18 protein-coding genes are annotated in these 22,442 nt (G+C 52.6%); 16 read left to right on the top strand and 2 right to left on the bottom strand.

What is annotated here, in order from left to right:
• Positions 1-212 precede the first annotated feature (212 nt).
• Positions 213-812, bottom strand: coding sequence for a HutD/Ves family protein (locus NNO02_RS17925; protein ID WP_271455409.1), 600 nt, complete (start codon positions 810-812; stop codon positions 213-215).
• Positions 809-1,540, bottom strand: a complete 732-nt coding sequence (hutC, locus tag NNO02_RS17920) for a histidine utilization repressor (RefSeq protein WP_416348263.1) — start codon at positions 1,538-1,540, stop codon at positions 809-811. The genes NNO02_RS17925 and hutC overlap by 4 nt, the downstream gene beginning before the upstream one ends.
• 330 nt (positions 1,541-1,870) lie before the next feature.
• On the opposite strand from hutC, the gene NNO02_RS17915 reads away from it, so the two are divergent.
• From NNO02_RS17915 to modD, 16 genes are all read left to right on the top strand, one after another.
• On the top strand, positions 1,871-2,401 hold the full coding sequence (locus NNO02_RS17915) for a Csu type fimbrial protein (protein ID WP_271441493.1): 531 nt from the start codon (positions 1,871-1,873) through the stop codon (positions 2,399-2,401).
• A 14-nt stretch (positions 2,402-2,415) separates the two neighbouring features.
• Complete coding sequence (locus tag NNO02_RS17910; RefSeq protein ID WP_271441494.1) at positions 2,416-3,138, top strand: fimbrial biogenesis chaperone; 723 nt, start codon at positions 2,416-2,418, stop codon at positions 3,136-3,138.
• Between the two features lie 55 nt (positions 3,139-3,193).
• Positions 3,194-5,479 carry a fimbria/pilus outer membrane usher protein gene (locus tag NNO02_RS17905; protein ID WP_271441495.1) on the top strand — a complete coding sequence of 762 codons (2,286 nt, stop codon included), beginning with the start codon at positions 3,194-3,196 and terminating at the stop codon, positions 5,477-5,479.
• 13 nt (positions 5,480-5,492) lie between these two features.
• Positions 5,493-6,461 carry a Csu type fimbrial protein gene (locus tag NNO02_RS17900; protein WP_271441496.1) on the top strand — a complete coding sequence of 323 codons (969 nt, stop codon included), beginning with the start codon at positions 5,493-5,495 and terminating at the stop codon, positions 6,459-6,461.
• 322 nt (positions 6,462-6,783) lie between these two features.
• Positions 6,784-8,058, top strand: coding sequence for a Glu/Leu/Phe/Val family dehydrogenase (locus NNO02_RS17895; RefSeq protein WP_005122303.1), 1,275 nt, complete (start codon positions 6,784-6,786; stop codon positions 8,056-8,058).
• Positions 8,059-8,454: 396 nt separating this feature from the next.
• Complete coding sequence (locus NNO02_RS17890) at positions 8,455-10,317, top strand: STY4199 family HEPN domain-containing protein (protein WP_271455408.1); 1,863 nt, start codon at positions 8,455-8,457, stop codon at positions 10,315-10,317.
• A gap of 38 nt (positions 10,318-10,355) precedes the next feature.
• Entirely contained in the window at positions 10,356-12,467 is a 2,112-nt protein-coding gene (locus tag NNO02_RS17885) for a hypothetical protein (RefSeq protein ID WP_271455407.1), read from the top strand.
• A 275-nt stretch (positions 12,468-12,742) separates the two neighbouring features.
• Positions 12,743-13,813 (top strand): dihydroxyacetone kinase subunit DhaK, encoded by a 1,071-nt coding sequence (dhaK, locus tag NNO02_RS17880; RefSeq protein ID WP_271455406.1) that lies wholly within the window; start codon positions 12,743-12,745, stop codon positions 13,811-13,813.
• Between the two features lie 11 nt (positions 13,814-13,824).
• Positions 13,825-14,457 carry a dihydroxyacetone kinase subunit DhaL gene (dhaL, locus tag NNO02_RS17875; protein WP_271455411.1) on the top strand — a complete coding sequence of 211 codons (633 nt, stop codon included), beginning with the start codon at positions 13,825-13,827 and terminating at the stop codon, positions 14,455-14,457.
• A 10-nt stretch (positions 14,458-14,467) separates the two neighbouring features.
• The gene (gene dhaM, locus NNO02_RS17870) at positions 14,468-15,898 is read left to right on the top strand and encodes a dihydroxyacetone kinase phosphoryl donor subunit DhaM (protein ID WP_271455405.1); all 1,431 of its coding nucleotides are present in this window, start codon (positions 14,468-14,470) and stop codon (positions 15,896-15,898) included.
• A 172-nt stretch (positions 15,899-16,070) separates the two neighbouring features.
• Positions 16,071-17,783, top strand: a complete 1,713-nt coding sequence (locus tag NNO02_RS17865; protein WP_271455404.1) for an alpha,alpha-trehalase — start codon at positions 16,071-16,073, stop codon at positions 17,781-17,783.
• 207 nt (positions 17,784-17,990) lie between these two features.
• Positions 17,991-19,013, top strand: a complete 1,023-nt coding sequence (locus NNO02_RS17860; RefSeq protein WP_271455403.1) for an ABC transporter substrate-binding protein — start codon at positions 17,991-17,993, stop codon at positions 19,011-19,013.
• 5 nt (positions 19,014-19,018) lie between these two features.
• Positions 19,019-19,999: a FecCD family ABC transporter permease gene (locus NNO02_RS17855; protein ID WP_442867918.1), complete on the top strand. Its 981-nt coding sequence runs from the start codon at positions 19,019-19,021 to the stop codon at positions 19,997-19,999.
• Entirely contained in the window at positions 19,996-20,757 is a 762-nt protein-coding gene (locus tag NNO02_RS17850) for an ABC transporter ATP-binding protein (RefSeq protein ID WP_271455402.1), read from the top strand. Before NNO02_RS17855 ends, NNO02_RS17850 begins: the two co-directional genes overlap by 4 nt.
• 9 nt (positions 20,758-20,766) lie before the next feature.
• Positions 20,767-21,579: a class I SAM-dependent methyltransferase gene (locus tag NNO02_RS17845; protein ID WP_271455401.1), complete on the top strand. Its 813-nt coding sequence runs from the start codon at positions 20,767-20,769 to the stop codon at positions 21,577-21,579.
• Positions 21,576-22,433, top strand: coding sequence for a ModD protein (modD, locus tag NNO02_RS17840; RefSeq protein WP_271455400.1), 858 nt, complete (start codon positions 21,576-21,578; stop codon positions 22,431-22,433). Before NNO02_RS17845 ends, modD begins: the two co-directional genes overlap by 4 nt.
• Positions 22,434-22,442 lie beyond the last annotated feature (9 nt).

Genomic DNA, 22,442 nt, shown 5'->3' with positions numbered 1-22,442 from the left:
AAATCAAGATGAATTTGCAAAACGAAAAACAACAAAATTGCACTTTAGATTAATAAATACAATGAATTAAGCTGAAGACAAAAATGATGGGGAGATGAATGGCATTGATCTTGTTCACAAAATAGCCACAAACTACTGATTAAATTTGCGGCATCAGTCACAAACAAAAGACACAATTAATTAACACTTTCAGGGATGAAACAGGATGAAGATCACTCTTCGATACTGCGCAACTCGATGAATGCCCAGTAACCGGAACCATGAATGCCAAGGTCCAGAACGTCAGAGTGTTGAGGTTGAGGTGGAAGTACTGCGCAATCATAACAATGCAGTTGTAATGGCGGCATGGCGGTTGAAGAGAGGATCAAATTCGACGCGGCACAGAAAATGAGTGTCGTAACGCCGGGGCTGAGTTGGTATTGCGCTTGCGTGTCGACCGTCTGCCAACTCAACGTAGCATCAAAGCGTTCTGGCTGATAAATAAGATTAAAATCCAGAATCGGTCCATCCACCAGTTCGCTGTCCACGCGGCTATTACCGGAGAATGCCCCGGTATCGAAAGCATAAAGCGTCACGCCGGAAGCCGAATCAATGTGCAATGTCATCCCATTGCCGCGCAGTACCGACAGCAGCCGCTGGTATCCCTGATAGCGTGAAAACTCACCGGCCTGTGCCACCTCCGCCATTGAAAGTCGCCACTGAAAATTGTCATCTTCTGGCGGAAAACGCTGAATTTCCCGGGTCATTCCGGCCCCGTTTTTCCACGGCATCAGCCTGTAATCGTCGTAACGCAGCACATGCCATCCATTCATGACGTGAAATGTCCTTTTAAACGATGGCGAGTTCCCGGGTACAGCAGTCGGGCATAGCTGACATTAACCTGTTGTGACCAGGTCCGGCGGCAAATAAGCAGGCAAGGCTCATGAGGCGCAAGCTGAAGCCACTTGCTTTGCAGCGCAGTGGCCGAAACAGCTTCAACAACATGCTCCCCTTCAGTAAGCGGTGCCAGCCTGTTCAGGTAAATATTCGGTGTTAACTGGGTAAAATCCTGCTGAAGGTACTCCGGCGCTACGTCCGGATTAACAAAACGATCTTCAATCTGAATAGGGATATCATTTTCATAGTGAATGATCGAAGAGTGAAAGATTTCACTTCCGGGCTGCATATTCAGTGCCATAGCCTGCTCTCTCGTGGCACTCACTGTCTGCAACAGCATCACAGAGCTACGATGCTGATGATTTCTCGCCTGTATCTCATCGGCAATATTCTGGATCTCGAACAGCGCTGACTGCCTTTTCGGTTCAGCCACAAATGTTCCGACCCCCTGCAGTCTGACCAGTAACCCTTCTGCTGTCAGTTCCCGCAGGGCGCGATTAATCGTCATTCGGCTAAAGCCGAGCAATTGAACCAGTTCAGATTCCGAAGGAACACGATCATTGGGCCGCCACTCACCGCTGTTGATTCTATCCGCGACCATCGCCTTGACTTTGGCATACAGTGGGAGCGGAACGGAGTGCTCAACTGCAAGTTTATGCGACATCAACGTCATTACCTGAATTTCCTTTATCTGGCAAAAAGAGAGCGACTTACCCTCAATCTTAGAGAGAGTTATGCACACTGTATAGCCCACGTCGTTTTTAATTCCGTCCTGAACCCGCTGTGCATACTTTTGAGTAGCACAAAAAAGAAATGGCATACTCACCCGTTGGTATTATTTTTTTGTCGACGGCATCACCTTTTCTCTAAGTAAAATTCATGAGATCAACTGGCGTACGTCTAATACTTATTCTAGGGTTAAATCATGTCTTCTTGTGTCACATTATTGCTTTTTTAAAGCAAAAAATGTGGTTATTTGAAAAAGGTGAAGGATATGGCTCTAGTCTTCGACAAACGCTTAATTCTTTTTTGCTGCGCCTTTTCCATTATTCCGGCGGCAAATGCAGCGTCCACCAACGGGACATTTCAGGTACTGATGACGATCCAAAAAGCGTGTACCGTCACTGCGGGGTCGGCTTCAAATATTACTCTCGGTCCCGTGAATACCACAGCGACAAATACCAGCGCAAGCAACACAATTTCAATTAATTGCTCAAAAACTACCCCCTACTTTATTGGTCTGGCACCTTCAACGGCCAACGGCGGGACACCCACGGGGTCCGGCGCCATGTCCTCTGTCGCAAATGCAGCAAACAATACCGATAAAGTGCCTTATCAATTGAACCAAACATCAGCAACAGGACCGGTCTGGGGGAATACGGCCACCACCACCACGGTAGGAAATGGTGTTGCATCTCAGGGAACAGGGCTTCAGCAGAGTTTTACCGTTTATGCCACCGCGCCAAGCGCGAACTTCACACCTGACGACTATGCCGACACCGTAACGGTAAACGTTAACTACTAAATTCAGGAACACCGATGACAGTAAAACTGCCTGTACAGCAGTATGCCTGCGCATGCCTGTTAGGAGCGGCTGTGAGCGTAAATCCGGCGACAGCCAGCGGATTGCAGGTTGCCCCAGTCACATTAACGCTGCAAGCGTCGCAAAATGCCGATGGGATCTGGCTAAGCAATGCCGGAGAAAACGTGCTGAATGCCCAGGTTCGGGTCTTTCGCTGGAGCCAAAGCGCTTACGGCGACAAGCTGTCTCCCTCTCAGGGGCTGGTTATCAGTCCGCCAATGCTGGCGCTAGCCCCTGGTGAACGCCAGTTGATTCGTGTTATTCGCACCGGCCCGCCCTCGGCACATACTGAAGATGCCTATCGGTTATCCATTGACGAATTACCGCCAGCAAAATTACAAAAAAATAAACTTCAGTTTGTACTGCATTATTCCATACCTGTTTTTATTCAACCAACGGCACAGGCTGAAACCCAGGCAAAATTGCAATGGACATTACAGCAACTTGACGGCAAAAAATTTCTTGAAGTCAGAAATCAGGGAAATGGTCATGCGCAATTATCAGCGGCAACCTTTATAAACCATAATGGCGCGAAAAAAGTCATTACGCCGGGACTATTAGGCTACGTTCTTCCGGGCTCAACAATGCGGTGGATATTATCCCCGTCCGCCAGTGATACCCATTATGGCGGTAAAGTTGAAGTAACAATTAATGGCCAAAAAACAGTACAAGATCTCTAAGAGATCCTGGCTTCTGGTAAAATGTTGCTTACTCAATGGAGCATTATTATCTGGAATGGTTTCAGCTTACGCGGACAATAATAACCAGACAAACAGTGGAATTATTGGTGACGCAACACCTCTTGCGGGCATCGATTTATATCTCGACGTGACCCTGAATGGAAACCCTGTCGGATTGGTTCATTTTGGCTATCAGAATGAAAAACTCTATGCTGGCGCAAATACCCTACGACAATTGGGTTTTCGCTTACCGCAAAATACGGCAGCCACCGTCGGTCTGAACGATATTGCCCAACTGAGCATTGACTACAACGTCGAACAACAAACCCTGGCGCTCACTGTGCCGCTCAGTTCCCTTGATCTTGTCACCACGCAGGTGAACCCGACCGGCGAAGCGACACCAATAGCATCAAACTCACGTGGGGCATTACTTAATTACGATGTCTATGCTCAGCAGGGAGATGAAAGCAGCGCCAACACATTTAGCGAGTTGCGCGCGTTTAATGGCTTAGGGGTGTTCAGCACAACCCAACTGACGCAATATTCCACCGCGCCCAACGCAGATAATGCCTTCTACCGTATGGACACCCGTTGGCGCACGTCATTTCCGGATAATATGTTGGCAATAAACGTTGGCGATACCCTGACAAGCTCGCTCACCTGGTCCCGACCGACCCGTATTGGCGGCATCCAGATAGGAACCGATTTTGGTTTACAGCCGTATATGCCAACCACCCCGCTTCCCTCCTATCTTGGTTCTGCCACGCTTCCTTCAAACGTTGAGTTGTACGTCAATGGGGTTAAGTACTACAACGGGGAGGTTCCGGCCGGAAGTTTTCAAATCAACACTATGCCTAATATCAGTGGCGCAGGGACCGGTCAGGTGATGATGACCGACGCGCTGGGCAGAACGACAGTACAAAACTTCTCATTTTACAACGATCAGCAACTCCTGCGAGAGGGGCTAACAGCCTGGTCAGCGGAATTCGGTGCAGTAAGAGAGAATTACGGTTACGCCTCATTTGATTATGCCAGCGCCCCTGTGTTTAGCGGGACCTGGCGTCGGGGATTCAGTAACACCTTTACTGCAGGTACGCACGCGGAAACCAGCGATGGGCTGATCAACGCAGGTTTCAGCAATGACTGGGTTCCCGGCCCGCGCAGCGGCACAGTGTCCACCGCATTGGCAGCCAGTACGGACTCAGGGAAAAGCGGATTTTTGTACAGTGTCGGTTACCGTTGGTCAGGTGAACAGTTTAATTTCAGCACCAGCACAACGGCGACGTCGGGTGACTACCGTGATGTCGCAACCCATTATGGTGAGCCGCCGCCCTCGCTGAGCAGCAATACGGTGATAGGTTATGCAATGCCGTCTGCCGGCAACGTCAGCCTGAGCTACCTGCAGTTTCGCTATCCGCACGATAGCGCGGTGCGCTACGCCAACGCCAGTTGGTTCAAATCCGTCACCGATAACGTCTCACTCAATGCCGGCTTTAACCAGAATATTGACGACACCCGCGATCGCAGCGTTTACCTGATGGTGACGGTCACCACCAGCGGTAATCTGAGCGCCAGCAGCACCGTACAACGTACCAATAATGAAACCGGCTACCAGATCAATGCCAGCCAAACGCCACCGGGTGACGGCGGCTGGGGATGGAACGTTGCAGCCAGCCAGCAAGCTTCCCGGCAAAGCGGCCAGGGGGAAGTTGGATATTTGGGCCGTTTCGGAAAAGCCTACACCGGATTTAGTCGCCTACCCGACAACCACTACGGTTATGCTGGCGCGACCGGCTCCCTTGTTGCGATGGGGGGAGGTTTGTTCGCGGCTCGGGAAATCAACAATGGTTTTGCCGTCGTATCTACGGACGGCATTCCGGACGTGCCCGTCAAGCTGCAAAATAACCTTGTCGGTCGCACCGACGATCAGGGTCTGCTGCTGGTCACATCACTCAACAGCTATCAAAACAATCAAATCAGTATTGACCCCATGGATCTCCCCGCCAATATGCGGATCGCCCGTGTTGAAGCCAATGCAACACCGGCGGATCGTTCCGGAACCCTGGTCAGTTTTGGTATCACTCCCGTACGCGCCGCGCAGGTTACTCTCGTTAACGAACAAGGTAAGGCCATTTCTGAAGGCAGCATGGCATATATCACTAACGGCACCGGCCAGTCATCCGTGGTCGGATTCGATGGTATGGCCTGGTTTGACACCCTGGAACAGCACAACAGATTACGCGTCGACACAGATACCGGTAGCTGTGGCGCACAATTCGATTATCCCGCCAATGCAAAGGGGATCGTACAGATAGGCCCGCTGGAATGTCGGTCACAATAGCAGGAGTTCATTCATGAGATTAAGACAGTTACTGTTTATCGCTACACTCCTCCTCTGTCCAGGGATAAGCCATGCGGTAACCTGCTCCGTAAGTAACGTCCAACCCATTAGTTTTGGTGCAGTGGACCCGTTGTCATCATCAGGCGCAACGACCTCAATGACCTTTACCTGGACTTGTGCAAAAGAAGTGACCGACGTACTGGCGGGGATTAACCTCTGTTTTAATATTGGCGCATCGGCCGTCAGCGGTCAGGTGGCAACACGGAATATGTCGTTAAGCGGAACACCTGCCAGAACGTTAAGCTATCAGCTATATCAGGACGCCGGGCACAGTAAGATCTGGGGGAGTCAGTATCAGAGCGGCACCACGTTTCCCATGGTACAACTTAACTTGCTCAATTTGATCCCAGTGACTGGTTCGCTGACCGTATCCGCTCAGCTCGTCACTCCGCAAACCTCTGCGGTCCCCGGAAGTTATCAGGACAGCTATACGGCAGCCACGGCGCTTATCACCCTCAACCCTGGATTAGTTATTCCGCCTTCCACGTGTGGTGATACCGTTGCCGCCAGACTCCCCTTCACCGTATCAGCCACTGTCAGCAAACAGTGCAATATCACATCGGCCACTAACATTAGTTTTACCCCGGTGAAGGCAACTCAGCGCAATGCGACAGCATCAAATACCATCGGGGTGGCATGCACCAATAACACCCCTTATACCATTGGACTACAACCCTCCAACGGCAATACTGCAGGCAGCGGTGTGATGAGCGGAACGGGGGCTAACAGCGATAAAGTCCCTTATCAACTCAGCTCAACGCCAGGACCTTCCGGTACCGTGTGGGGCAACACCTCGCTCAATACCGTTACAGGCACTGGCACCGGTTCTGCTACGCCGTATTCAGTGTATGCCACCGTTCCCAGCGCGAACTACACGCCCGACAACTATGCGGACACCGTCACCATCTCAGTGACTTACTGACGCGCCGCTAAAATGCAATCAAGAAAACACAAATAATTATCATATTGTTTACTTTTAGAGGTACATCATAAATCTGACAAATAGTCATTCTCATGTGCCATGCATATTAAATGCCCGAATCGCCATTTGATCGCAAACATTCGCAAAATCAATAGATAATTATTCACTTAACGCTTAATTCACGTGTTTTTTATATGGCTATTGGGAGGCTGGTGGGCAGGCCGTTTCTTGAAAAAAATGTTAAATTTAAGTTTATATGGTGAGATCCACTGTATACCACGGCCAAATTAAGAACATATTACTTTTATAACTAAGGTTTATCATGGATAAGTTATCTTACGCTTCAGATAGCAGCACATCTGCCTGGAATACCTACCTGCAACAAATCGAGCGTGTGGCCCCTTACCTGGGCGAACTTTCCCATTGGGTGGATACCCTGCGCCACCCGAAACGCGCGCTAATTGTCGATATTCCGGTGCAGATGGATGACGGCACTATTCGCCATTTTGAAGGATATCGTGTACAGCACAACCTCTCCCGCGGCCCGGGAAAAGGCGGTGTGCGTTATCATCCTGATGTTGATCTTAATGAAGTGATGGCCCTTTCCGCCTGGATGACCATCAAATGTGCCGCACTGAACCTGCCGTACGGCGGTGCCAAAGGTGGCGTTCGCGTCGACCCATTCTCGCTGTCTGAAGGTGAACTGGAGCGTTTGACCCGTCGCTATACCAGCGAAATCGGCATTATCATTGGGCCGCAAAAAGATATTCCTGCGCCAGATGTCGGCACTAACGGCAAAGTGATGGCATGGATGATGGATACCTACTCCATGAACCACGGCACCACCGTAACCAGTGTGGTCACCGGTAAGCCTATCCACCTTGGCGGTTCGTTGGGTCGTGATAAAGCAACGGGTCGTGGCGTGTTCGTCAGCGGTCTGGAAGTGGCTCGTCGTGCCAACATCGACGTTGAAGGCGCGCGCGTTGCGGTACAAGGCTTTGGTAATGTCGGTAGTGAAGCGGCTCGCCTGTTCGCCAGTGCTGGCGCACGCGTCGTTGCCATTCAGGATCATACTGCCACCCTGTTTAACACCACCGGGATCGACATGACCGCGTTGACCGCCTGGCAGTTGGAGCACAAACAGATTGCCGGTTTCCCTGGGGCGGAAACTATCGCCAGCGAAGCCTTCTGGAGCGTGGAGATGGATATCCTGATCCCTGCCGCACTGGAAGGACAGATTACCCGTCAACGTGCAGAAATACTGACCTGCAAACTGGTGCTTGAGGGCGCTAACGGCCCAACTTACCCGGATGCCGATGATATGCTGGCAAGCCGCGGTATCATCGTGGTTCCTGACGTCGTATGTAACGCAGGCGGCGTCACCGTCAGCTACTTCGAATGGGTTCAGGACATGGCCAGCTTCTTCTGGAGCGAAGAAGAGATCAACAATCGCATGGATAAAATCATGACCGATGCGATGGTTCATGTGTGGGAGAAAGCGGCGGAGAAATCCTGCTCATTGCGCACTGCCGCCTATATTGTGGCCTGCGAGCGTATCCTGCTGGCACGTAAAGACCGTGGTATTTATCCGGGATAATACGAAGGCCGATACGCCAACGTTTTTGACCGACGATAAACGCCAGTCGTGAGTTACGCCAATAATGCGGCATTATTTGTGGCATTATTGGCGTGTAGTCGCCTGATTCACCCGCCCCGCTTTCTGCGTTTTACTTACCCAATATCTGCGTATTTTGTTAGCCAATAAACATTAAATTCCGTCGCAGCAACCATAATTTGCGTTAAGAACGCATAGCGATGCATTATTGGCCGCAATGTCTACTACCAATATTACGCCCCGCATATATATTGACGAACTGATTAAAAATCCCGAATAATCGTCGAATTATGGCATTCTGGCTGCAGGGAAAGTTGCCTGACACAGTGCGATTAGATCGGGCCGGGAAAACTCAGCGAATAACCACGTGAGAATATAATGGTCGATCATTCATCTGCTTCTGAGCACAACGATTTTACTCGTTGCCTGTCTCTTTTCGACAGCGCATTTCCACAAATCTTATCCCTGCTGGGTATGCCAGTCCCCACGCAGCTCTCGCCTGATACGTTTTATTATTCACTTGATAAAGCCCGAGAGAAATTGGGCAACTGGAACAGTGTAGCGGCTCGATTTAACTATAACGAGCAGGAAATGGCGAGCTTTCTTGCGGCACTTAGAACCTTGAAAAAATGGCTCGTCAGAAATACAGATGGCCAGCCCGCGGACAGAAATCTGACCATTGCCGCGTTGCGTCTTTTGTGGCAGCTCGAATATTTGCGAGAAAAACAACCTCAATTAACTTATTCAACGACGCTGCATAACGAAGGCGAAGAAAAGCAGTTACGTAGTTTGCAGCAGGTACGGGCATTAGAGTTGACCATTCGTAGTTTAATTAATGAAGCGTACAATAACCAACAAGCCCTACTTGAGCACCTAAACAAATTATTTGGTCAGGAACGTGTGAAAAAATGGCTGAACGTTGCCGATCGTGATGACGTATTGAGTGGGACCCTTTTCAGTGAACTCGCCTCACTGTTTATTGATAAAAACGAATATCCCATCCACTATTCTCCGCTTTATCAATATACCCCGTTGCTCAGCTTTGTTAACGATAAACGTACAACACTGAACACCTTTCTTGACGATATTCGCGTAATTCGCAACCGTCTGGCGCATCACAAGCGGGTAACCTCCGTCCAAACAACATTGGTGAATTACTATTACCGAGAAATTACTGAGCCGGTACAGGAGGCCTTCGATGAAGGCCGCGTAAAAGTTAACCCTGATCGCTTTTTTGATGACAGCAATGCTGAGGTTGCTCGCTATTTCGAACGGACCAGCCAAAAGATTGAAGATCTCGGCGGCGACGTTCAGGAAATAAAGGATGACCTGGCGGCTCAGGCTCAGGATATTGGTAAAATCAAAATTGAAACGGGCATCATTCGCAAGTATGTAGTCTGGGTGCTGGGCGGTATCGCCGTCCTTATTGTTGGCTCGGTACTGACTTTTGGAACTTCAACCAAGACGCTGGTGAATACGGAGTCCATCCGTAGCGATCTCGGGGAAGTGGGTAAAACGGTTGCCGGTGCGAAAAAAGAAACCAGTAACGATCCGCGTAAAGAACTGGCGAATATCGGCATTGCCTGGGATGAAAAAAATCTTCGCGCCGCTATCGACCGCGGTGACACCCAGGTTGTCAATTTGTTTCTTGCCGGAGGCATGCGCTGGAAACTGTATTATGCCGAAGCCGCATTACAGGAAGATCGCCAGGAAACGTTGAATGCCCTATTACAATCAGCATCGTTGATGGATGAAAAAAACGGTTGTCTCAGAATGGCCGGTAAATTACGTCAGCATGCGAACCACAACAATGGCACGCTGACCCCCATACAGATTCGTTATTTAAAAACATTCTGTTCTTCTGCCAAGGATGTTCAGGGTATTAAAGCAGAACTGGACAGCGCGCTTAATTTTGAGAAAGCCCAGAAGAAAGCTTACGATGAAGAAATGGCCAAAAATGAACCTGCGGGTCGCTGTGAACGCCGTTTGATGGCCGATAATGCGCGTGACTTACTGGCTGACGCGGCGCAGTTTTCACTGCAAAGACCTACCACCTATTCACTCCACGATGTGTTATTGAAAGAACTGAATACGCGTCTGATGTTCGGCACGCTCAACGGGGCTGAGTTAAAAAGCCTGGTTAAGAACTACTGCGTAAAACAAGAAAACCATGAACCCAATATTGCGATTGACGATAACTGGAGTCGCTCACAACGGGTCATTTATAACGTAGTCAAATAATGAGCGATACACTAACACATTCATCGACAGAGAATTATATGTTCGCATTCAGCAATGCATGGCCGCAGTTTACTTTCGAGTTCAATCCGTCGCAGCGTGATGCACCGGCAGGCAGCCTGCTGATCGGATTGGGCGACGGCAATGATACGGAAAGCCATAAGGGTGTCGCGCTCAATAACAAAGGATACCGTGCAGGTCACTACAATTCGGTGAGTGAACTGGTGGCAAATGCCGACGATCGTCAATGGACTATATGGCGCAGCAAACTCTCCAGTGTCCAGGGAATACAACGAATCGTTATCGAAGATTTCTCTCTGGATACCTGTTTTACGCTATTGCTGTTTTTGAACCATCTCGATGCCGCTGGTTCGCTGTCGCTATCAACACATCCGTGGCTGGAATACGTCACCGCATGGGAAAGCGGTATTTACCTGGACGGTGATGATACGACGCGTTCTGCCGCGTGCTTGTTATCCGCACTCGCGCATAGCAGCCTGTGCGAACAACCCATGGATGATACTGCCGTTGTTCGCCACAACATGTTGGCCTGCCTGCGCCTGTTGAGCGATATGATAATAGCCAACCCCGACCCTACCGCAGGCATTATGCCCATGCACACGCAATGTTATGCAAGTGCGGTCGCAAGTCTGGCGTATGAGCAACAGATTTACCAACACGTTATCAAGCGTTCGGTGACCTGCCAACTCCTGCTGGACCTCGGCACAGGCCGGCGGCAAACGGTGGTTGATGCACTGTTTATCACCGAAACGCTCCCTTCCGGGATGCTGAAAATTCTCGCCCGCTGCGACAAAGAACGCAGTTGGACGCACAATGGATTTGGGTTGCTGGCCATTTATCGCCCGCGAGAAGTGGGCACGGGCAATGATATCGTTATTTCACTCAACCCCATTCAGGGGACGCGCCTTGATGCCCTGTGGTCCGCTCTGGAACAACGTGAAGATGCGGCCTGGCAAGGGTTACGCCCGCACGATACGCCGCGTTTTCTCGAAAGCTATCGCCTGGCCGGAAGCGATAAATTAATCCCTGGAGCACCGAACCAACCCTGGTACGACGATCAAGGCAGAATGACGCTCATTGCGGCACCGAAGCAGCTTGCGCCCGGAGAGCCTGGCTCGAAACTGACCTGGCAACAAGACGTTTTGCCCGCAATCTGGGAGAATTATTTTACCCGTTACCTTGATAACGCTATTGTGCCAATAGCTTTACCCGAACTGGATTGCCGCACAAAGGGTAAATGCATTCGTGTCTATCAGCATCGCATCCCGGAGGGCGGTGATATTACGATCGTCCCGCTGATGCGTATGATCGATACCCCCACCTTCCATGCCTGGCTGGCAGCACAGAGCGATAGCACGCGCGTCGTCCGGAGTCCTGCGGATCTGCCTCCCGCCAGTGAGTACAGCAGCCAGTGGTACAGCAATATTCTGGTCGTCGCTCACCGTCATGGCGTCACATTCTTCTGTCGCGAAGAAGAGGATAAACATCTGGCGATACTGATTAAAGCGGCCATTTCAGTCGCGGATGTCAGCCATGAGTATGAAGATTTTCTGGCGAACTCTGGCCAACAGATTGAACAGTGGCTCAAGGATCTGCTCGAATCGCAGCAAATGCACAACCGAAAGGGAAAAATTCGTCGTCTATCTGACTGGTCCGAAATGATGCTGGAAACCAAGGCCCGGGCGCTAAAAGCCATGAATAAAGGTGCTTTAGTCGGCAACGATGCCCTACATAACCAGCTGAGTGACGATCTCTCGCGGCAGTGGGGATTGTCTGAGCAACGCCAGGAGCTCATGGCGCAGATAGAGCAATTGGATCAGCTCATGCGCCAGGCGATTAGTCAGCGTCAGGAAAAACGTCAACGTATTTACGGCGCCCTGTTTTCCGCTTTAGCACTCGGCGCGGCGGCTAACCATATTTGGGAACCGATTAAAGAGATAAAAACAACAAACCTTTATGAATGGCAACTCATGCTATTCAAAGAGCAGCCAGCCCCGGCAATGGACAAATTACAGGCTATTGCTGCAGATGCCGCACGATATGAAGTCTATACCCTGGCTATTCTGCTCATTTTTGGTTTTATTGGTTTTATCTTGTTCTGGTTTTTCGATTTTAATGGCAAAGAAGAGTAAGGAATAACGTTTTATTCACGATGCCGTTAGCATAAACCTTGCCGCATCTCTCACTTCCGCTGTTTTATGCACCAATACGTTTCAATACGGAACATCACCAGATGCTAATGTTCCGTATTGAAACGCCAATCACATCAATTTTCTTTTGACTACCCGTGTGCAAAATTACCTTATCGGCAGCGAGAGGTCGCCGTGGCGCTGTACAAACCGATACCCTACATCAGATGTCTGCCTGAATGTGCAGCCATCTCAGGACTGTCTGCGGAGCATAAACAATGAAAAAATTGATCAACCGTGTTGAAGACGTACTGAACGAACAACTCGCCGGGCTGGCAAAAGCCTACCCTTCTCTGGCACTGCATCAGGACCCGGTGTATGTCACTCGCGCGGATGCGCCAGTGATGGGCAAAGTGGCGCTGCTTTCCGGTGGCGGTAGCGGCCATGAGCCAATGCACTGCGGCTACATTGGCCAGGGTATGCTCTCCGGGGCCTGTCCGGGTGAAATTTTCACCTCGCCAACACCGGATAAAATGTTTGAATGCGCCATGCAAATTGACGGCGGCGAAGGCGTACTGCTGATAATCAAAAATTACACCGGCGACATTCTTAACTTCGAAACGGCAACCGAGCTGCTGCATGAAAGCGGCGTCAAAGTCACCACGATGGTCGTGGATGATGACGTGGCGGTGAAAGACAGTCTGTACACCGCCGGTCGCCGCGGTGTGGCAAATACGGTATTGATTGAAAAACTGGTCGGTGCGGCCGCAGAACGCGGTGACTCACTGGATGCCTGTGCAGCGCTGGGACGCCAGTTGAACAACCAGGGTCATTCCATCGGGATTGCCATTGGTGCCTGTACCGTGCCGGCGGCCGGTCAACCGTCATTCACCCTACAGGACAACGAAATGGAGTTTGGCGTCGGTATCCACGGCGAACCCGGCATTGACCGCCGTCCATTCTCTTCGCTTGATCAAACTGTGGATGAAATGTTTGACACCCTGCTGGAAAACGGCCACTACAGTCGTACGCTGCGTCACTGGGATCACCTTCAGGGCGCCTGGCAGGAAGGGAAAGAAAACAAACGCGCGCTACAGAGCGGCGATCGCGTGATTGCGCTGGTCAATAATCTCGGTGCGACACCGCTGTCTGAACTCTTCGGCGTGTATAACCGCCTTGAAAGCCGTTGTCAGGATGTCGGTATTGTCATCGAGCGTAACCTGATTGGCTCTTACTGCACCTCTCTGGATATGACCGGTTTCTCAATCACCCTGCTACAAGTGGATGACGAAACGCTGAGCTTATGGGATGCACCGGTTCACACCCCTGCACTCAACTGGGGTAAATAAGGAGATTCATGATGTCCCTCACCAGAACACAAATTGTTAACTGGCTCTATCGCTGCGGCGAAATATTCACCACCGAAAGCGATTTTCTTACCGGCCTTGACCGGGAAATCGGCGATGCCGACCACGGTCTGAATATGCACCGCGGCTTCAGTAAAGTGGTCGAAAAGCTCCCGTCCATTGCGGATAAAGACATCGGCTTTATTTTGAAAAATACCGGGATGGTACTGCTCTCAAGCGTCGGTGGTGCCAGTGGCCCGCTGTTCGGCACCTTTTTCATCCGCGCGGCGCAGGTCACTCAGGCCCATCAAAGCCTGACGGTTGACGAGTTGTATCAGATGATGCGTGATGGCGCGGAAGGGGTCATTAGCCGCGGAAAAGCCGAACCGGGTGACAAAACCATGTGCGACGTTTGGGTGCCCGTCGTCGAATCTTTGCGCCAGTCCAGCGAACAAAAGCTGAGCGTACAGGCTGCTCTGGAGGCGGCAAGTGTCCAGGCAGAAGCCGCAGCGCAAAGTACCATCACGATGCAGGCGCGCAAAGGCCGCGCCAGCTACCTTGGTGAGCGCAGCATTGGGCATCAGGACCCCGGCGCAACGTCCGTTATGTTTATGATGCAAATGTTGGCGCAGGCTTCCAGAGAGTAAGGATAAAACGATGGTAAACCTGGTTATTGTGTCTCACAGCGCCCAACTGGGCGAAGGCGTCGGTGCGTTAGCCCGACAGATGTTAATGGGTGATGGTTGTAAGCTCGCTATTGCCGCAGGCATTGACGATCCTGAGAACCCCATTGGCACCGACCCCATCAAAGTGATGGAGGCCATTGAGTCAGTGGCAGACACGGATCACGTGCTGGTGATGATGGATATTGGCAGCGCGTTACTGAGTGCAGAAACCGCGTTGGATCTGCTCGACCCGACAATCGCCGCCAAGGTGCGTCTATGCGCAGCCCCGCTGGTTGAAGGTACGCTGGCGGCAACCGTCAGTGCTGCGGCGGGCGCTGATATCGATCGGGTCATCAATGATGCCATGAATGCCCTCGACGCCAAGCGTGAGCAACTGGGTTTACCTTCGTCGTCTGTCGCGAAGACCGCACCAACTGAATTGTCACCCGACGCTGATGCCCATTCGGTTGCCGTGACCGTAAAAAATCCCAACGGTATACATGTTCGCCCGGCATCACGGCTGGTCTCCACATTGTCTGGCTTTAATGCCGACATGTGGCTGGAAAAAAACGGCAAGTGCGTCGTCCCTGACAGCCTGAATCAGATAGCGCTGCTGCAGGTGCGTTGTAATGACACGCTGCGCCTGATTGCCAAAGGTGAACAGGCAGACGCGGCGCTGGCTGCGTTTAAACAACTGGCGGCTGAGAATTTTGGCGAGTCCGTCGAAGAAGCATGCACTGAAAGTATCGCAGTAGCGGTGCCTGCACTGGCAACGGGTACGGCCTTTTGCTATACGCCGTTCTCACCGGAAGTCACCCATCGCCCCGCTACGAATGTGCAGGACGAGCAGCAGCGGCTAAAAGCGGCCATTCAACGCACACTCGACGACCTGAGTGATTTAACCGCGCTGGCAGAGGAGAAATATTCCGCTGATATCGCCGCCATTTTCTCTGGTCATCACACGCTGCTCGACGATCCTGAGCTTTTCGATATGGCCTGTGATTTGATGCGCGAAGAACAGTGTAGCGCAGCCTATGCCTGGCATAACGTACTGAGCGATCTGAGTCAGCAGTATCTGCAACTCGATGATCCTTATTTACAGGCGCGATACATTGATATTGAGGATTTGCTGTCCCGTACGCTGCAACATTTATCCGGCGAAAGTGCACATATCCCCGCGTTTATTCGACCGACCATCCTGGTCGCCGATGTCATCTATCCGTCTACCGTGCTGCAACTCGACCCACTCACGATCAAAGGGATCTGTCTGCGAGCCGGTAGTGAAGCCTCCCACCCGGCGATTATCGCCCGCGAGATGGGCTTGTGCTGGGTATGCCAACAAGGCGAAACCCTCGATGCTATCAAGATGGGTGACGCTCTGACTCTGGACGGCGTAGCAAATCGGGTGATCCTCGCTGGCTGATACCCACAGCCCACCCTTTATCTGTAAAAGGTGGGCTATTTCACTTCCCCCGACAGGAAATGTCTGTTTATTCGCAAAATGGGGGGCCGATCACGCGCAACGGTCGATCCTGAACTAAGGTTTTCTCATGGTAAATGCCGCAACTTCGGCACGCCGCTAAGGAGATTAACCGATGATAACGCCCGCCATTCGCCACCCAGGCCTGCTCTCAGTGGCGATAAAACTGACGCTCGCAAGCACCTTTTTTGCTCTGGCCTCTTTTACTGCGCACGCTGAGGATTCACCTGCCGCTACGCCTTCTCCTCCTGATATTCTACTTGGTCCGTTGTTCAATGATGTACAGACAGCAAAGCTATTTCCCGATCAGAAAACCTTTGCCGACGCAGTGCCCAACAGCGATCCGCTGATGATCCTTGCCGATTATCGGATGCAGAAAAATCAGTCTGGCTTTGATTTACGCCATTTTGTGGAAGTGAATTTCACGTTGCCAAAAGAGGGTGAGAAATACGTACCCCCGGCCGGGCAATCACTCCGCGAGCACATTGACGGACTGTGGCCGGTACTCACTCGCTCAACCACCGATGTCGAAAAATGGGACTCTCTGCTGCCGCTACCAGAACCCTATGTAGTGCCGGGTGGACGTTTTCGTGAGATTTATTACTGGGATAGCTATTTTACCATGCTGGGGCTGGCCGAGAGCGATCGCTGGGACAAGGTCTCTGATATGGTGGCCAACTTCGCTTATGAGATTGATTCGTGGGGACACATTCCTAACGGTAACCGCAGCTATTACCTGAGCCGTTCGCAGCCACCGTTCTTTGCCTTTATGGTTGAACTGCTGGCGCAGCATGACGGTAACGAGGCGCTGAAAAAATATCTCCCGCAGATGCAAAAAGAATACAGCTACTGGATGGAAGGAGGCGAAGCACTTCAGCCCGGTCAACAGCATAAACGGGTGGTCAAGCTGGCTGATGGCACCCTTTTAAACCGCTACTGGGATGACCGCGATACGCCAAGACCTGAATCCTGGGTTGAAGATATTGCCACCGCGAAGAGCAACCCGAACCGCCCTGCCACTGAAATTTATCGCGACCTGCGCTCAGCCGCCGCATCTGGCTGGGACTTTAGTTCGCGCTGGATGGATAACCCCAACCAGCTCAGTACCCTGCGCACCACCAGCATCGTGCCTGTCGATCTCAATGCATTGTTATACAAGATGGAGAAAATGATCGCTCTCGCCAGCAAAGCCGCAGGTGACGATGCCAAAGCAGCGCAGTACGAGGGCTTTGCCAATGCACGCCAAAAAGGGATTGAAACCTGGTTGTGGAATGACAAAGAAGGCTGGTATGCCGACTATGATCTGAAGAGCCACAAAGTCCGTAATCAGTTAACTGCCGCCGCGCTGTTCCCCTTATTTGTGAATGCGGCAGCGAAAGATCGCGCCAGCAAGGTAGCTGCAGCAACTCAGGCGCATCTGTTGCAACCTGGCGGACTCGCCACCACGTCGGTGAAAAGCGGCCAGCAGTGGGATGCCCCTAACGGCTGGGCCCCGTTACAGTGGGTCGCCACATCGGGATTACAGAACTATGGCCAAAATGATGTCGCCATGGATGTCACCTGGCGATTCCTCACCAATGTGCAACACACTTACGATCGTGAGAAAAAACTGGTTGAGAAGTATGACGTGAGCAGCACAGGAACCGGTGGCGGTGGTGGCGAATACCCGCTACAGGATGGTTTCGGCTGGACTAACGGCGTAACGCTAAAAATGCTCGACCTGATATGTGCTAAAGATAAACCCTGCGACAGCGTACCGGCAACGCGCCCCGCCCCCGCCAGTAACACGCCTTCCGAGGCCAAAAAGCAGACTCAACCGACGTCCTAATCTTCTCGGGTGTCTTAAGCGTCCTCTAAATCCGCGCCTGGTCGCGGATTTTTTGGTGCCATAAATCTCCATTTCAGGTGTATCCATTGCATCTAGCCCTTATGGGGTAGCCCCTGTTTTCATCCGTGTGAAATTGATTCTGAACATGTTTTTATTCGCTGTATATGTAAATATATAGCGATTTTATCACTGTTCAGGACCAACATAATGCCACTGACAAGAAGGATGTTTGCCCAACTCGTGGCATCTGCGCTGCTGTTACGCCATTTTCCGGCCCTTGCCCAAACACCGCTTACCGTTGCGGTCGGTTCTCCGCCGTCACCCGATGCAATCCAGCGCGTCGTCAGTGCCGGAGCACCTGCCGATATGCTATTGCTGGCCGTCGCACCCGAAAAACTGGTGGGATTTTCATCCTTTGATTTTTCTCACCAGGCCGCAGTGCCATTCCATCATGACATTTTGGCGTTACCGAAGTTGGGAAGACTGGCGGGACGCGCCAGCACCCTGTCACTGGAGGCCTTGTTAGCACTGAAACCCGATCTGGTGGTTGACTGCGGCAATGCTGATGAAACCTGGCTTTCCCAAGCCCGGCAGGTCAACGCGCAAACGCACGTTCCGTGGCTACTGATTAACGGCGAGCTCCGACAAACCCCGGCACAACTGCAAGCCGCAGGGGCCGCGCTGGGTATGGCAACACGGGCCTCTGCACAGGCCGCACTGGCCCGTCGGTTTATTGATGACGCAGATGCGTTTTCGCACTCCCCCGCAGCAAAACTGCGCTTTTATGCCGCACGCGGTGCCAGAGGGCTGGAAACCGGTTTGCAGGGTTCACTGCATACCGAGGCACCAGAGTTACTGGGATTACACAATGTCGCGCAAATCCCGGGACGACATGGATTGACCCAAGTATCCATGGAAAATCTGTTGAGCTGGCAGCCCGATATTATTCTGGTTCAGGATGCAGTTACCGCACAGTACCTGCGAGAAGATCCCGTCTGGCAAGGGGTCAAAGCCGTTGCTGAGCAACGTATTCTGTTGCTCAGCGGACTGCCGTTTGGCTGGCTGGACGCCCCGCCGGGCATCAACCGGTTACTCGGATTACGTCGCCTGCACGCCTGGCTTGACCCCAAAATTGAAATCCACTTTAAGACCGATATGCAGCGCTACGCAGAGTTGTTCTGGCACACCTCATTAAGCGATGCACAGTTTCAGAAGCTGGTGGCACAGTGATGAGAATGACAACGCTGAGTGTCCTGATGATCGCAGCCATTGCCGTGTGCGTCATCGTCGCAACGGTTTCAGGTGCATACCGCCTGGATGCCCAGCAGGTGATGAACCTCATTGCTGGCCATCCAGGCGTGCCGTCCCAGGACAAAATCGTCTTCTGGCAGATTCGATTGCCGCGCATTCTGGCTGCATTGCTGCTGGGCGCGGCACTGGCGGGCGCAGGGACCACTTATCAGGGTATGTTCCGTAACCCACTGGTGTCGCCGGATATTCTCGGCGTGGCGGCCGGGGCGGGTTTAGGGGCCTGTACCGCCATCCTGCTGGGTTTACCGATCCTGTTTATTCAACTGTATGCATTTGTCGGAGGCCTGTTCGTGGTGGCGGGCGTGTGGCTCATCACCCAGCGGGTAAAACGCCACGATCCGGTACTCACCCTTGTACTGGTCGGCATTGCGCTGGGTACGGTGTGCGGCGCAGGGATTTCGCTCATCAAAACGCTGGCTGACCCGTATACCCAGCTACCGTCGATTACCTTCTGGCTACTCGGTGGTCTGTCGACCATCACCGCCCACGACCTGTGGTTGTCCGCACCGCTGATCGTGGCCGGTTTGGTGCCGCTGTTGCTGCTACGCTGGCGTATGAATTTGCTCACCCTCTCGGATGATGAAGCCCGTTCTCTGGGTATCAACGTATCCCGGCTACGGCTCTGGCTGATTATCTGCGCCACGCTTATCACCGCCTGTACTGTGGCGATTGCCGGAATTATTGGCTGGATTGGGCTGGTGGTGCCACACATAGGCAGACTGCTTTGTGGGAACAACCACCAACGGCTACTGCCCGTTTCAATGGGGATCGGCGCTATTTTACTGCTGCTGACAGATACCCTTGCCCGTACCCTGAGCAGCACAGAAATCCCGCTGGGGATCCTGACCGCGTTTATTGGTGCCCACTTCTTCCTGTTGCTTCTGCTCCGGGGAGGCCGACAATGACGCTGCTGACCGTACAACATGCGTCTCTCGGCTACCATTCCCGACACCCTGTATTGCGCGATGTCTCGTTTAGCGTCGCACCAGGGTCAATCTGTTGCCTGATTGGCGCCAATGGCAGCGGGAAAACCACCCTGATGCGTACCATTCTTGGCGTTCTTCAACCGCTTGCTGGCCACATTACGCTTGATGGTATCGCGGTGAATCATCTCAGCGACCGTGAACGTGCCGCCGCCATCGCCTGGGTTCCTCAGGCACATGACGGTGCGTTTGCCTTCACGGCTCTGGACATGGTGATGATGGGACTGGCCCCGCAAATGGCGGCATTTGCCGTTCCCGGCGTCAAAGAGCGCGATATCGCCCTTGAACAACTGGACGTGCTGGCGATCCCGCATCTCGCGCCCCGGCGCTGGAACACACTCAGCGGTGGTGAACGCCAACTGGTGTTGATTGCCCGTGCGCTGGCACAACGTCCACGTCTTTTACTGCTGGATGAACCCGCTTCCAGCCTCGATTTTGGTCACCAGATCCGACTGCTCGACACACTGGTCACGCTAAAAGATTCTGGCATGGCGCTGCTGATGTCGACCCACCATCCGTTGCATGCGCGCGCCATTGCCGACAGCGTGGTGCGCGTCGAGCCAGATGGTCTGGTGTCTCAGGGGGGGCCTGAGCACCAACTGGCTGCTGAACGTCTGGCCACCCTGTATCGGGTCACCCCCTCACAAATAGCCCATCACCTCTTTGGCTCACACGATTAAGGAATCACGATGCTCATTGACGACATTGATTTTGCCGACCTGTACCGCAAACAGTTACTTCTGGCGAAGCGAACCGAGAAAAAACCAGAGCACTGGGACAAACGCGCGGAAAAAATGGCAGAGAATTGCGCCACATTAACCGACAGCTACCTGCTCCAGTTATTGAGCAAGATTGACCTGAAAGGTGCTGAATCACTGTTTGATATGGGTTGCGGACCCGGTACGGTTGCGCTGGCGCTGGCAAAAAAAATGCCGATTGTTTACGGCGTAGACTACAGCCCGGGAATGCTGAGCGTTGCCGCTCGCCGTGCCGGGCAGATGGGCGCGCGCCACGTACAGTGGGTGCAGCGCGCATGGGAAGCGCACTGGGACGACCTGCCCCAATGTGATATTGCCGTCGCCTCACGTTCGACGCTGGTTGCCGATATGCGCCAGGCCATGACCAAACTGAATAATCAGGCACGGCTACGGGTTTACACCACCCATCTCGTCAGTTCCTCATTTGTATCACCCACGATTCAGCGTGCGTTGGGCCGCGAGGTGATTGAGCTTCCCAACTATATCTATGCACTGAATGTTTTGTATCAGATGGGCATTCACGCACATGTTGATTTTATCCGTGGACCAAACTGCCAGCAGGACAACAGCACCTGGACACGTTTTCTGGAGAACGTGCGCTGGAGCATGGGGGAACTGAGCACAGACGAAATTGAGCGGCTGGAGCACTGGTACCATCAGCAGGACCCTCGCACCATCGCGCCCGCCAGTCGCGACTGGGCGCTTATCTGGTGGGACAGCGTACCGCGGGAGGCGCTGCAATGATCTACGTCTCACAGGCGCAAGTCGATGCGCTGCTGCTGGAGGATATTCAGGGCGGCGATTTAACAACCCGCGCGTTGGGTATCGGCGCACAGCCAGGAAGTATGGTTTTTTATCACCGCCAGGGCGGGTGCGTGAGCGGAACCGCTGTTGCCAGACAAATGCTGACATCACTGGGTTTGACCGTTACCGACCTTGTGGCAGATGGCGAACGGGTGAACACCGGACAGTTACTTCTGCGCGCACACGGTAACGCGGCGGCACTACACCAGGGCTGGAAAGCGGTACAGAACGTGCTGGAGTGGAGTTGCGGTGTCTCACGCTATCTCGACGAGATGCTGAACGTGCTACGCCAACGCTATCCTGATGGCCAGATTGCCTGTACCCGCAAAGCCATTCCCGGCACGCGTTTGTTGGCGACTCAGGCGATCCTTGCCGCCGGAGGCATTATCCACCGGGGCGGGTGCGCCGAAACCGTTCTGCTGTTTGCGAATCATCGCCGCTTTCTTGCCGATCCGAACGGCTGGACTGCGGCAATCGCGCAACTCCGCGCCCATGCGCCAGAAAAAAAGATTGTGGTCGAAGCCGATACCCCCGATGAGGCACTGGCCGCGCTACATGCAGCCCCTGATGTGCTGCAACTCGATAAGTTTACCCCTGAGCAGGCAGCAGACATCGCTCGCCAGGCTCCTTCTCTGGCCCCCCATTGCACGCTGGCGCTGACTGGCGGCATTACCCTCGCCTCACTGGCGAGTTATCTCGACTGTGGCATCAGGCTCTTTATCACCTCCGCGCCTTACTACGCCCCACCGGCGGATATCAAAGTTAGCCTGAGCCCGGACGCACGTGGCATATAACATTTATAA

Origin of the sequence: Citrobacter sp. Awk 2, from assembly GCF_028069815.1 — a bacterium.
In the GTDB taxonomy this organism is placed as follows: domain Bacteria; phylum Pseudomonadota; class Gammaproteobacteria; order Enterobacterales; family Enterobacteriaceae; genus Citrobacter.
Note: the sequence above shows the minus strand (reverse complement) of the source record. Positions and strands in the feature narration are given on the sequence as shown.

Coding starts and splice junctions, on each gene's coding strand:
- NNO02_RS17915 (WP_271441493.1), top strand. CDS start 1,871: ATGGCTCTAGTCTTCGACAAACGCTTAATTCTTTTTTGCTGCGCCTTT.
- NNO02_RS17850 (WP_271455402.1), top strand. CDS start 19,996: ATGACGCTGCTGACCGTACAACATGCGTCTCTCGGCTACCATTCCCGA.
- NNO02_RS17865 (WP_271455404.1), top strand. CDS start 16,071: ATGATAACGCCCGCCATTCGCCACCCAGGCCTGCTCTCAGTGGCGATA.
- NNO02_RS17845 (WP_271455401.1), top strand. CDS start 20,767: ATGCTCATTGACGACATTGATTTTGCCGACCTGTACCGCAAACAGTTA.
- NNO02_RS17890 (WP_271455408.1), top strand. CDS start 8,455: ATGGTCGATCATTCATCTGCTTCTGAGCACAACGATTTTACTCGTTGC.
- dhaK (WP_271455406.1), top strand. CDS start 12,743: ATGAAAAAATTGATCAACCGTGTTGAAGACGTACTGAACGAACAACTC.
- NNO02_RS17885 (WP_271455407.1), top strand. CDS start 10,356: ATGTTCGCATTCAGCAATGCATGGCCGCAGTTTACTTTCGAGTTCAAT.
- NNO02_RS17855 (WP_442867918.1), top strand. CDS start 19,019: ATGACAACGCTGAGTGTCCTGATGATCGCAGCCATTGCCGTGTGCGTC.
- dhaL (WP_271455411.1), top strand. CDS start 13,825: ATGTCCCTCACCAGAACACAAATTGTTAACTGGCTCTATCGCTGCGGC.
- modD (WP_271455400.1), top strand. CDS start 21,576: ATGATCTACGTCTCACAGGCGCAAGTCGATGCGCTGCTGCTGGAGGAT.
- dhaM (WP_271455405.1), top strand. CDS start 14,468: ATGGTAAACCTGGTTATTGTGTCTCACAGCGCCCAACTGGGCGAAGGC.
- NNO02_RS17925 (WP_271455409.1), bottom strand. CDS start 812: ATGAATGGATGGCATGTGCTGCGTTACGACGATTACAGGCTGATGCCG.
- hutC (WP_416348263.1), bottom strand. CDS start 1,540: ATGTCGCATAAACTTGCAGTTGAGCACTCCGTTCCGCTCCCACTGTAT.
- NNO02_RS17910 (WP_271441494.1), top strand. CDS start 2,416: ATGACAGTAAAACTGCCTGTACAGCAGTATGCCTGCGCATGCCTGTTA.
- NNO02_RS17900 (WP_271441496.1), top strand. CDS start 5,493: ATGAGATTAAGACAGTTACTGTTTATCGCTACACTCCTCCTCTGTCCA.
- NNO02_RS17905 (WP_271441495.1), top strand. CDS start 3,194: ATGGTTTCAGCTTACGCGGACAATAATAACCAGACAAACAGTGGAATT.
- NNO02_RS17895 (WP_005122303.1), top strand. CDS start 6,784: ATGGATAAGTTATCTTACGCTTCAGATAGCAGCACATCTGCCTGGAAT.
- NNO02_RS17860 (WP_271455403.1), top strand. CDS start 17,991: ATGCCACTGACAAGAAGGATGTTTGCCCAACTCGTGGCATCTGCGCTG.